Here is a 12856-nt window from a genome sequence, read left to right as displayed (position 1 = left end):
AGGTAACATTATGAGTGAGCTAACATTAGCCGAATTAGACACACGCTATCAGGATTATTTTAGCGTTGAACACCGTATTAATATTAATATTCAGCCTATTACTGAGGCTTTACCCGATATAGCACAGTTAGAAAACGCTATACCGGAAGCTTTTTTGCTTAGCTCACAAAGTAGTGAATTAAATATGTCTGCACTACGCTCCCTTAATCGACTAGGTGAACTGGCAGAAGAACTGGCTAATTATCTGCAGCAGCAAGCTAAAAAAATGGATTTATTATTACAATATGTTTTGCGCCAACAAGATATTGCTGAGCAACGCTTTTATAGTTTACATTATGGCGGCAGTGGCTGTTGTTACCTAGCTCAAAGTCCATTACCCGTGCTACAAGCGGTTGAAATTAGACTATTCTTACCCAATAACGAAGGCGCCGTTTTTTGTTTTGGTCAGGTATTAAGTTGTCAGCAAGTTGCTGATAATTGGCAAATAAAAGTTGTTTTCACCCGTATTAGAGAACAAGATCGTGAACTTATTGTGCGGGCAAGTTTGCACCAGCAATCAAAATTATTAAAACAACACGCTGAGCAACGCCAACTGTCGTCATCTTAGTGCTTTTTAGTACTTTTTTTACTATTTAAGGTTTAGTTTTTTAATGGATTTCACTTCGTCATTACCACAGCTGAAATCAGCTAGTGATCAGCTAAATTGGGGCAATTTACAAGGTGCAAGTTTGCCTTTAGCCATTGCCAGTTTAGTTAAAAATCAGCCCGGATTTTATTTAGTTGTAGTGCCCGATACCCCAACGGCATTACGCTTAGAACAAGAGTTAACCGTATTTCACGATAATATAGATATACCGGTGTTAACCCTCCCCGATTGGGAAACCTTGCCCTACGATGTATTTTCACCACATCAAGATATTATTTCCCAGCGCTTAAAAACCTTATATCAATTACCACGCTTAAGCCAAGGTGTGGTTATCGTGCCAGTAAGTACATTGTTGCTGCGTATTACAGAGCGCCAGTATTTAGAGCAACATAGTTTTATTATCAAAAAAAACCAAATAACCGACTTAGATCAATTAAAACGCCAATTAACTGAAGTCGGCTATCACAGCGTTGATCAAGTGATGGAGCACGGCGAGTTTTCAGCTCGTGGCTCTATTTTAGATCTATATCCTATGGGTGCAACGGCGCCTTTTCGCATAGATTTTTTTGATAATGAAGTTGATGGCATTCGCACTTTTGATCCAGATAATCAGCGTAGTTTAGACATAGTAGATAACATAGAACTATTACCCGCGCATGAATTCCCAACCGATAAAGCTGCTATAGAGCGCTTTCGCTTGCGCTATCGCGAACTCTTTAGTTCACGCAGTGAGAAAGAATCATTGTATCAACAAGTCAGCCAAGGCTTATTACCCTCTGGTATCGAGTACTACTTACCATTATTTGCCGAGCAAACCGCAACCTTATTTGACTTTCTGCCACAGCAAAGCCGTTGTTTATTGTTAGGTGATATTGAGCATAGTGCTGATAGATTTTGGCATGAATTAAAACGCCGTTATGACGACAGAGCTCATGATGTATTACGGCCCATTTTAACCCCGCAGCAATTATATTTAAGCATTGACCAACTATTTGGCCAATTTAAACACTATGCGCGAATTAAACTAAGCCAGGCCGAGTTAGCTAAAAAAGCTGGGCAAGGCAATATGTTCAGCCAAACTCTGCCCGATTTAGCGGTTAATCACCAACAAAAAGAACCGCTGCAGGCAGTACAACAGTACATAGTGCAGTTAAAAAAACAAAAAGGCCGATTATTATTTTTTGTTGAAAGCGAAGGTCGGCGTGAAAGCTTACTGCAGTTGTTACAAAAAGCGGCTATACGTATTAGCCAATTTGCTAGCTTTGCCGAATTTTATCAATCAGATGCAGACTTAGGTATTGTTGTTGGCGCGTTAGAGCAAGGTAGCTTTATCACCCAGCCTAAGCCGCTGGCGCTGGTAAGTGAAAATGAATTGTTTGGCCAAAAAATTAGCCAGCGTCGACGGCGTAAACGTAGTCAACAGATATCTTCTGATACGGTTATTCGTAACCTAGCCGAGTTATCCATTGGCCAACCTATTGTACATATACAGCATGGTATTGGTCGCTTTCAAGGTTTACAGTTAATCGATGCAGCCGGTATTAGTGCTGAGTTTGTTGCCATTGAATATGCGGGTAGTAGTAAATTATATGTGCCGGTAACCGGATTACATTTATTAAGCCGCTATAGCGGTGGTGATGGCGACAATGCGCCTTTACATAAACTTGGCAGCGAAAACTGGGAAAAGTCTCGGCGAAAAGCGGCAGAAAAAGTACGCGATGTCGCTGCAGAGTTGTTAGACGTGTATGCACAACGTGCTGCACATAAAGGCTATGCTTTTACCATTGACCAGCAACAATATGCCGCTTTTGCACAAAGTTTTCCGTTTGAAGAAACCGCCGATCAGCAAGACAGCATTGATGCCGTATTACGCGATATGCAAACCCCACAACCTATGGACCGCTTAGTCTGTGGTGATGTTGGTTTTGGTAAAACTGAAGTGGCGATGCGTGCGGCTTTTGTTTCGGTCAATGATGGTAAGCAAGTAGCGATATTAGTGCCTACCACCCTATTAGCGCAGCAGCACTTTGAAAACTTTAGCGATCGCTTTGCCAACTGGCCGGTGCGGGTTGAAGTTTTATCGCGCTTTATTAGCACTAAACAGCAAAAAGCGATTTTAGAAGATGTCAGTAACGGTAAAGTAGACATCTTAATAGGCACCCATAAATTATTACAAGACGATATTAAGTTACATGATTTAGGCTTGTTAATTGTCGATGAAGAACACCGCTTTGGCGTGAGACAAAAAGAAAAAATTAAGGCCTTACGCGCGGATATTGATATTTTAACCCTTACTGCCACACCTATCCCACGGACCTTAAATATGTCGATGGCGGGTATGCGCGACTTATCGATTATTGCCACGCCACCGGCGCGGCGGTTAGCGGTAAAAACCTTTGTAAGAGAAAACGATATCGCCCTGATCCGTGAAGCAATAATGCGCGAAATTTCACGTGGTGGCCAAGTGTATTTTTTACATAACGACGTTGCGACCATAAATCAACAAGCGCAAGCGTTAACCGAATTATTACCAGAAGCCCGAATTGCTATTGCCCATGGCCAAATGCGCGAGCGTGAGTTGGAAAGTATTATGGCTGATTTTTATCATCAGCGCTTTAACGTCCTATTATGCTCCACCATTATTGAAACCGGTATCGATGTACCTACAGCCAATACCATTATTATTCATCGCGCAGATAAATTTGGTTTAGCCCAGTTACACCAATTGCGCGGTCGTGTCGGTCGTTCGCATCACCAAGCTTACGCCTACTTATTAATTCCATCGAAAAAGCGCTTAAGTAAAGATGCTGAAAAGCGTTTAGATGCTATTGAAAGTTTAGAAGACTTAGGCGCCGGTTTTGCCTTAGCAAGCCACGATTTAGAAATTCGTGGTGCCGGTGAGTTACTGGGTGATGAGCAAAGTGGTCAAATTGAATCGATTGGTTTTACCTTATATATGGATATGCTAGAGCAAGCCGTTAATGCGTTAAAGCAAGGCAAAGAGCCAAGCTTAGAGTTAATGCTAAGCCAGCAAACCGAAATTGAACTGCGCATTCCTGCTTTACTACCCGATAGTTACATTCCTGATGTAAACTTACGGCTTTCTTGTTATAAAAAACTCGCTTCGGTGAAATCAATCGATGAGTTAGATGACATTCAAGTAGAGTTAATCGATCGCTTTGGCTTACTGCCTGATGCAGCTAAAAACTTAGTTAAATTATCTGAATTTAAATTACAGGCACAACAATTGGGCATTAAACGCATTGAAGCCAATAATAAAGGCGGTATGGTTGAATTTAGTGAAAAAACCCAGGTATCGCCAAGTTTTATTATTGAGTTGATCCAAAAACAATCACGGATATTTAAACTCGAAGGTGGCCAAAAGTTACGTTTTGCTATTGCCACCATTGATATTGCAGACCGACTTAGCTTAATTGAAAATATGTTGGCAGACTTTACTAAAAATAGGGTGTCTTAATGTTTAAACTCGCCACTTTAGGCACTATATGCTGCTTGCTGCTTAGCGCCTATGCTCAAGCACAAGAACAAGATCAACGCTGGTTTGAAGTTGAAGTCATTATCTTTAGTCAAACACCGGCAACCGATATTCACGAACAATTTGATAAACCGGTTAAGCCTATCCGTCCTGGCCGAAGTATTGACCTGGTAACGCCTTTATATCAGCCCAATATTACGCCAATACTTGAATCGCTACCGCTATGTTCAGCGCCTGATGCTTTAAAATATGAACGAACCTTACAGGCACAACTGCACATTAATCCCGCGCATTATTATCAATTCAAAACCTTATGTGTGTTTGAGCCACAAACTAAACCCTGGCTGCAACGTAATGTAATGCAAACCCGTTATGTTGATAATCAACTTGTTATGCCAAAGTACATCCCTGCTGTCATTACGGGCCGGGGTGAGCATGTAAATCAACCCTACTTAGTCGCTGCTGATGGATTACAGTTAACTGATATAACAACAAGACTGCAACGCCAAGCCGATAAAAAGGTTTTACTGCACACTGCTTGGCGGCAAGTGCCTGTTACGCAACGCCGAGCAATCGCTAGTCATTGGTATGCCGGCAATAATTTAAGCGATAAGTTTGATTATTGGGGCCAACCCAAGCAATCCACTGCTTTGCCGTTGACTAACTCGCCACTAGTGCCTGGTCTGGTTACGACCGATAGCTCGATAGTCCTTGATGCTAATCAAACTGATATCATCAACAATATTGAACAATTACTGGCGCAACTAAATGCTAACCCGCAATTGCCGCCAACGGCGGTTGCTGTAAACGACAGTAATGAGAGTCAAGATAGCAATGGCCAATTTACCGAACGCCAACTGGGTTTAAAAGTGCCGGATAATACTTGGCAATTAGACGGTTTATTTAAACTGCATTTAGATCATTATCTGTTTGTAAATACCGAGTTCAATTTGCGGGTTCCCAGTGCAGATAGCCTAAAAACGGTGTATGTAAAACAAAGCCGGCGAGTGATCAGTGGCGAAATACATTATCTTGATCACCCGTATTTAGGCATTATCTTACAAATTCGCCGCTATGATCCTAATCTAAATATTACCGATACCCTGCCTGAATAAGCTTGTTAAGCAATCATAGCTAAGCGAAAAAATAAATTTACGCTATGATTGCAGTGAGTATTAAGTGTGAGTATTTAGAAAAAGAATTTAAAGTAAGTTACTTGGCGTAAGCAAATGCGCTTGCGCCCTTTTATTATGTGTAAAGGCTAACAATAGATGTCAATTAACTGGTTCCCGGGTCATATGCATAAGGCCCGCAAAGAAATCGCCGAAGTCATGCCTCAAGTCGATATTATTATCGAAATGTTGGATGCACGGATCCCTTTCTCAAGCGAAAACCCACTGGTCCCTAAATTACGCCGTGATACTCCATGTATTAAAGTCTTAAATAAAGCCGACTTGGCCGATCCTGTATTAACCGCGCGTTGGGTCGACTATTTTGACCAACAAACGGGGGTAAAAGCGATCCCTATTAGTCAGCAAAATCCTGAGCAAATTCGTGATTTACTTAAATTATGTGAAAGCATGTTGCCGGATCGTAACTTAGATATTCGTGGTGCCAGGGCTATGATTATGGGCATCCCTAACGTAGGTAAGTCCACTCTGATTAATACCCTAGCCAAACGAACTATCGCCAAAACGGGTAATGAAGCCGGCGTTACTAAAATGCAGCAACGGATAAAATTAGATAACAACGTTGTTTTAACCGATACTCCTGGCTTTTTATGGCCAAAACTTAGCCCTCCTACCTGTGGCTATCGTTTAGCCATCACGGGTGCTATCAAAGATACTGTATTCGATTATGCAGATATCGCCATGTTTGCTGCTGAGTATTTATTACAATGCTATCCAGATGCCATTATGCAACGATTTCAATTAACTGAGTTGCCTGAAAACGACCTAGCTTTATTAGATGCTATCGGCGTTAAACGCGGCGCTATGCGTAAAGGCGGTGTGGTCGATTTAGAAAAGGCTGGTACTATTCTTATTACAGAGCTACGCGCTGGCAATTTAGGTGGTATTACCTTGGAAACCCCAGAGATGGTTAGCCAAGAGTTAATTGATGGTAAAGCAGTAGAAGCCGCTAAAGCTGAAGTAAAAGCCGAGCGAGAATTAGAGCGCAAACGCAGAGCGCAGCGTAAATATAATAAGTAATCGTATAAATAGCGTTAGAAATGAAAATCAAGCAGCTTTATTGCTGCTTTTTTGTTCGTCAAATACTGGTTATCAATTATTATTCAGGTATAATCCGCCGACTTTATTTTAGCCAATACATGAGCCGCTATGACTGTACAGACCTTTGACCCGTCACAAACCACAACGCTTGAAACCGCCGCTAAATCACTCAAGCATCAGGTTAATACTGACTCAGCTAAAGGTCATACAATTGGCTTTGTAAGTTTAGGTTGCCCGAAAAACTTAGTTGATTCTGAGCGGATTTTAACCCAGCTTAAAAGTGAAGGTTATCATATTGTTCCTAATTACGATGATGCCGCTTTAGTTATCGTTAATACCTGTGGCTTTATCGACAGTGCGGTTGAAGAATCGCTACAAACTATTGGTGAAGCCTTAGCTGAAAATGGCAAAGTGATTGTCACCGGTTGCTTAGGCGCCCGTGAAGACGAAATTCGCCAAGTACATCCTAATGTTTTAGGTATTACTGGCCCACATTCGTATGAAAACGTTTTAGCGCAAGTACACCAGTTTGTGCCTAAACCAAAATATGATCCTTTTACTATGTTAGTGCCTGACCACGGGGTCAAGTTAACACCAAAACATTATGCCTATTTAAAAATATCAGAAGGCTGCAACCACAGATGCACTTTCTGTATTATTCCCTCCATGCGCGGCGACTTAGTTAGCCGGCCTATTGGTGAAGTATTAGATGAAGCCCAACGTTTAAAAAAGGCTGGGGTAAAAGAGCTGTTAATTATCTCTCAAGATACCAGCGCTTATGGCGTTGATGTAAAATACCGCACTGGCTTTTGGAATGGCTCACCAGTTAAAACCTCTATGCAAGCACTATGTGAAGCTTTAGGTGAGATGGGCATGTGGATACGCTTACACTATGTTTATCCGTACCCGCATGTTGACGATATTATTCCACTAATGGCCCAAGGCAAGGTGTTACCTTATTTAGATATCCCCTTTCAACATGCCAGCCCACGTATTTTAAAGCTAATGAAACGTCCAGGCCAAGCCGAGCGTGTACTAGAGCGGATTAAGAAGTGGCGTGCTATATGCCCTGAATTGACTATTCGTTCTACTTTTATTGTTGGTTTTCCGGGTGAAACTGAAGAAGACTTTCAAATGTTGTTAGATTGGTTGCAAGAGGCGCAATTAGATCGGGTTGGTTGTTTTAAATATAGCCCTGTCGTGGGAGCCAAAGCCAATGAGCTGCCTGATCCAGTAGCCGATGAGGTAATGGAAGAAAGGTATCATCGCTTTATGCAAACCCAACAAGCCATTAGTAGCGCCCGTTTACAAGCCAAGTTAGGGCGTAATATTGCGGTATTAATTGATGAAGTGGATGAAGAAGGCGCGATTGGCCGCAGTTTCGCGGATGCACCTGAGATAGACGGTGCCGTCTATTTAAATGCTGCCACTAATTTAAAACCCGGCGATATTGTAACGGCAACGGTTGAACATGCCGACGAATACGACCTGTGGGCAACAGTAGCAACCGTTTAAAATAGGTTTTTCCTGAGCAAATAAAAAGGCAGTATTTACTGCCTTTTTTGTCATCTAAATCCCGCCTTCTTACTGATTAAAGCTCAATTAAGATAGGGTATTTTAAATAGTGCTGATCATAATACGGCAGTTTTTGATAAAACCAATCATACCTTGCCCGAGGGTCAATATTTAGCGCACTGTTTTCGGCTAATGCTTGGGCAAATTGCTGTTTTAATTCCGGCTGCTGTTCTAATAAGCGCTTAATTAACGGCTCTATTGCATAGGGTTCAAAATATTCAGTGCGCTGAAATAGCCCTAACATAAAGCCCCAATTAAACAAGGAATCTGGTGCGGTAGGTTCTAATAACGCCACCGCTAAGCGGCCAAGTGGCTGATCGGTACTAACTCTAACCCAACCCGGCTCTATACTCTGCTGGTTTTGCTCACGTTTAAATTCAGCCTCAGCAATAGTAAAGCGGCTTTCAAAAGGTATTTTAGCAAAACGATGCTCGGTCACCGTTAATTGTTGCGCAGTAATACTCTGGGCTTTTTTGATAACTTCAACTTTAATACCATGAGTGCGTAACCGCTGAATAACTTCTTGCTGCTGTGGCGGGATCCAATACGCGGTAGGAATAACAATATCGCGCTCAACAACGTTTTGCCAATACTGGGGTAAATTAGCATACAAAGTAGGTGTTCCGGTCCATTTTACGTAGCTATCACCACTATATTCACTGGTTTGGGTTTGGTAACTGATGCCTTTAAAATTAATTAACACCGGATTACTGTTGGCAGTGTAGCTAAGCGCCATACGTTTAGGCCGTGCTTGTTGATCAGCTTGCTTAGCTAAAATAAGTGCCTTACCCTGCTGATTGAGTAGCGTTAAGCTCGCTTCTAGTAACACGTAAGTGCCAAGTACACGCTGCCGATAGGGCTTTAAACTATGATTTTCTACCAATACTGTCGGTAAATGCCGAACATCGCCATAACCGTTAGAATAACGAGGTGTTGCGGTCCAACCGGACAACCCTTTAGCAAAGTCTTTGCTATCAACCCCAAACACTAACGGCCCAGGAATGTGCCCTGCTTGTTGTAAGGCGAGATCTATTTGCGGGCGATATAACTTACTTAGCCAACTGGCGGAATTAACGCTAATCGCCGCTGAGGGATGATTAAAACCATAGGTAATATCATATTGGTAATCTTCACCATCGGTAACATGAATATCTAAATACAGATCGGGATCATATTGATTAATCAATTGCAGCATCGCTTGCATTTCTGGTGCATCAGCCTTGCTGTAATCACGATTTAAATTTATATTTTGTGCCGTAGCACGCCAGCCTTGAATAGCAGGACCACGCTGATTCATTCGGCTATGGGCGGAACGACGTTGGTGGCCATCTACTGAAAAAATAGGCACAAACAGCATATCGACATTATCTAATAATGCGCCTTTATCACCATGCACAATATCCCGCAATAACATTAAACCCGCATCTTTACCGTCTATTTCACCACTGTGGATACCGGCTTGAACTAACAGTAACGGACGATTGGCATTTTGGGCCATATTGGCTAACTGCTTACTCGCTTTGACCACGAACATGGCACGGCCCTGTGGACTAGTACCAAATTGTTCTATTGCTAATAAGTCTGAGCTGGCGACTAACTTTTGCACATAAGCAAAGGTTGCTGCGTAATCGGGGCTGTCGGTTAATTGGCTTAACTCTGCCGGTGTCACCCATGTCGACGCTTCGGTTTGCATTAGCTGCTCACTCTGGCCCTGCCATGCTACTAATGGCGGCAAGGTATCTGCCATTAAACCAAAACTTGCCACACCGCTAATTGCGAATATTGTCCTTACCCAGTTCATACCCATTACTCATCCGTAATTGCTGTTTATGCTTGTGAAGCGGTTTTAGTTGGCGTCGCTATTTTAAATACGCTGCAGTATAGCACCGGTAAAAACAATAAAGTTAATACCGTGGCAAAACCTAAACCAAACATAATAACCACCGCTAAACTAGCAAAAAAATCATCACTTAATAACGGTATCATGCCTAAAATAGTGGTTATTGCTGCCATAGATACTGGCCTAACTCGGCTAACGGCACTATCAAATACAGCATTAAATGCCGCTTTGCCCTCAGCTAATTCAAGGTTAATTTGTTCCACTAAAACAATACAGTTTTTAACCAACATACCGGATAAACTTAAAAAGCCTAATAGCGCCATAAAGCCAAACGGCACACCAATGATTAATAAACCAAAACTAACCCCTATTATCGCTAACGGTACACAAGCCCATATAACAAATGCACTGCGCATAGAATTAAATAATAATACCGTGATAATAAACATGACTAAATAACCAAAAGGTAACGAGCTAAATAAAGCTGTCTGAGCTTTTTGCTGGGCTTCATATTCACCACCCCAGGTTAAAAAGTAACCTGTAGGTAACGGTATGGCTTCAATATCTGTTTTTATCCGCGCTAATAGCGCAGAAGCGGTATCGTCAGTTAAATTATCGTGATCTGCCATAACAGTAATGGTTCGCTTACGATCGCGACGCTGTATTTGTGCATCTTCCCAGACTAAATCAAAACCAGTAACCACTTGAGTAATAGGCACATAACGGCGCAATTTATTGCTGTAGACTTGCAGGTCATATAAGGCGTCTAAATTATCGCGTTCAGCTAAGGGTGAACGTGTAATAATAGGCAATAAATGGGTACCATCACGGTACACACCTACCGTGCGGCCAATCATACTGCTTAGTAGCACGTCATCAACATCTTGCTTACTCACCCCTACGCGTCTAGCCATGGCTTCGTTAAATTTAGGCCGAATGACTTTACTACGGGCGCGCCAATTATCATGGATATTCACCGCTTGGCCATCCGCTTGTAAAATAGCTTTCGCTGCGCTGGCTAATTGCCGTAACTTATCGGGATCGGCGCCACTAAAGCGGGCTTCTATTTTAGCGGGTGTAGAAGGGCCTACTTCTAAGCGTAATAACTTTTGTTCTATTTGTGGATAGTACAGGTTAATAAAATCACGAGTTTGGCGCATTAAACTTGGCACAAGATCATGATCTTTAGCGCGAATAATTAATTGGCTATAGCTTGGAAATATCTTTTCGGGCTGATAAGTTAACATAAACCGCTCAGCTCCACGGCCAGTCGTACTGGTGACCGACTCTATCCCTTCGATAGTTAACAAATGGCGCATAATGGCATCAGTTTGCTCTGCTGCAAACATAATATCTGTGCCCTGCGGCTGCCATAAATCAACTAAATAAATGGGCGTATTTGATGGAGGGAAAAAAACTTGTTTAACTTTAGCAAAGCCAACTATGGCTGCTACTAATAAAATTAAGGTTAATAAATAAGTTAAGAAACGATGGCGCAGCGCTGCAGTTAACGCCGTGCGATAAACATTAAAAATTGCCCCTTGGTATAGTGCTGTTGGCTCAGCGCTATTTTCTTTATCCTGGGTGGTTTGCTTGAACAGTATGCTGGCAAAAAATGGCGTTAAGGTAATAGCCGTCACCCAGCTAATTAATAAAGAAACCAATAATACCCAAAATAAACTGCCGGCAAACTCACCGCTGGCATCACTGGATAAACCTATTGGCGCAAATGCAGTAATGGCAATTACCGTCGCTGCTAATAATGGCCACTTGGTCTGTTTAACAATTAACGATGCCGCATCGGCGAGTTTTAACCGACGCTGCATTCCTATCAAAATACCTTCGGTAATAACGATTGCGTTATCAACCAACATCCCTAACGCAATAATCAAGGCGCCTAGCGATACTCTTTGCAACTCAATATCCATCTGTTTCATGAATATAAAGGTACCTAATACCGTTAGTAATAGAATAACGCCGATTAAAATACCACTGCGTAAGCCCATAAATACGAGCAGCACAATAATCACAATAGCGACGGCTTGCGCTAGATTAACAATAAAACCAGATACTGAGTTTTCGACTTCATTGGGCTGATTATAGATGGTGTCAATATTAATCCCGACCGGTTTATTATATTCTAATTCGGCTAATCGCTGCTTAACTGCTGCCCCGGCATCAACCACATTGACGCCACCGGTAAACGCAACACCTAGCGACAATGCCGTTTTACCGCCAAATCTGACAATATGATTCGGGATTTCAGTATGTTCACGATAGACCCTTGCCACATCACCAAGATAAATTAACTCTTTGGCGTCAGGGCTACTAATAATCAGGGTTTCCAGCTCCTGTACCGACTGAAATTCGCCAGTTGGATAAATTCGTAACCGTTCGGTATCGACCCGAATAGAGCCAGCATTAGCTACCATATTTTGGCTTTGTAATAAGCCAGCAAGTTGTTGTGGAGCTATACCTAGTGCGGTTAATCTGGGTCTAGAGATTTCAACAATGACTTGCTCTTGTTGGACGCCGCCAACCGACACTTTTGCCACGCCGGGTACTAATACTAATTCTCGGCGTAAAAAATCCACATAGTCACGTAATTCATCATAGGCGTAACCATCTCCAGTAAACGCATATAAAATGCCAAATACATCGCCAAAATCATCTTTAATTTGCGGTGCATGCACACCGGGCGATAGGCTTGGCTGCAAATCAGACACTTTATGCCGTAATTCATCCCAAATTTGTTTTAAAGCTTTAGCACGGTATTGGTCTTTCATTTCGACCATTATTTGCGAAATACCCGCCGACGATACTGACGTAACATGACTGACATAAGGCAGCTGCTGAATCGCATTTTCTAATGGATAGCTAACTTCTTCTTCAACTTGGGTGGGCGATGCGCCTGGATAGGCAGTAATAATCATGGCCTGTTTTAAGGTGAATTGCGGATCTTCTAAGCGGCCTAAGCCCATATAAGCAACAATACCGCCGAGCAATAAAATTGTCGCAAATAACCACGAGGCCGTGCGGTATTTAATAAAATAGCGAGCTATATCCAT

At 42.2% G+C, this 12856-nt stretch carries 7 protein-coding genes; 5 read left to right on the top strand and 2 right to left on the bottom strand.

Annotated elements, in window-relative coordinates; genetic code table 11:
• Window positions 1–10: 10 nt before the first annotated feature.
• The 5 genes from BI198_RS08070 to rimO all read left to right on the top strand — a co-directional run bounded on the left by BI198_RS08070 (window position 11) and on the right by rimO (window position 7888).
• Window positions 11–607, top strand: coding sequence for a PilZ domain-containing protein (locus BI198_RS08070; protein WP_070049090.1), 597 nt, complete (start codon window positions 11–13; stop codon window positions 605–607).
• A 43-nt stretch (window positions 608–650) separates the two neighbouring features.
• The gene (gene mfd / locus BI198_RS08065; protein ID WP_070049089.1) at window positions 651–4124 is read left to right on the top strand and encodes a transcription-repair coupling factor; all 3474 of its coding nucleotides are present in this window, start codon (window positions 651–653) and stop codon (window positions 4122–4124) included.
• The gene (locus BI198_RS08060; RefSeq protein ID WP_070049088.1) at window positions 4124–5257 is read left to right on the top strand and encodes a CsiV family protein; all 1134 of its coding nucleotides are present in this window, start codon (window positions 4124–4126) and stop codon (window positions 5255–5257) included. Before mfd ends, BI198_RS08060 begins: the two co-directional genes overlap by 1 nt.
• 156 nt (window positions 5258–5413) lie before the next feature.
• Window positions 5414–6352, top strand: coding sequence for a ribosome biogenesis GTPase YlqF (gene ylqF, locus BI198_RS08055; protein ID WP_070049087.1), 939 nt, complete (start codon window positions 5414–5416; stop codon window positions 6350–6352).
• A gap of 129 nt (window positions 6353–6481) precedes the next feature.
• Entirely contained in the window at window positions 6482–7888 is a 1407-nt protein-coding gene (gene rimO, locus BI198_RS08050; RefSeq protein WP_070049086.1) for a 30S ribosomal protein S12 methylthiotransferase RimO, read from the top strand.
• Window positions 7889–7964: 76 nt separating this feature from the next.
• On the opposite strand, the gene BI198_RS08045 is transcribed toward rimO, so the two are convergent.
• Both BI198_RS08045 and BI198_RS08040 read right to left on the bottom strand, forming a co-directional pair.
• Window positions 7965–9755 carry a M14 family metallopeptidase gene (locus tag BI198_RS08045; protein ID WP_141728858.1) on the bottom strand — a complete coding sequence of 597 codons (1791 nt, stop codon included), beginning with the start codon at window positions 9753–9755 and terminating at the stop codon, window positions 7965–7967.
• Between the two features lie 20 nt (window positions 9756–9775).
• Window positions 9776–12856 carry an efflux RND transporter permease subunit gene (locus BI198_RS08040; protein ID WP_070049085.1) on the bottom strand — a complete coding sequence of 1027 codons (3081 nt, stop codon included), beginning with the start codon at window positions 12854–12856 and terminating at the stop codon, window positions 9776–9778.

Source organism: Rheinheimera salexigens, from assembly GCF_001752395.1.
GTDB classification, from domain to species: Bacteria; Pseudomonadota; Gammaproteobacteria; order Enterobacterales; family Alteromonadaceae; genus Alishewanella; species Alishewanella salexigens.
The sequence above is the reverse complement of the archived record's forward strand: the minus strand, read 5'-3'. Positions and strand labels throughout refer to the sequence as shown.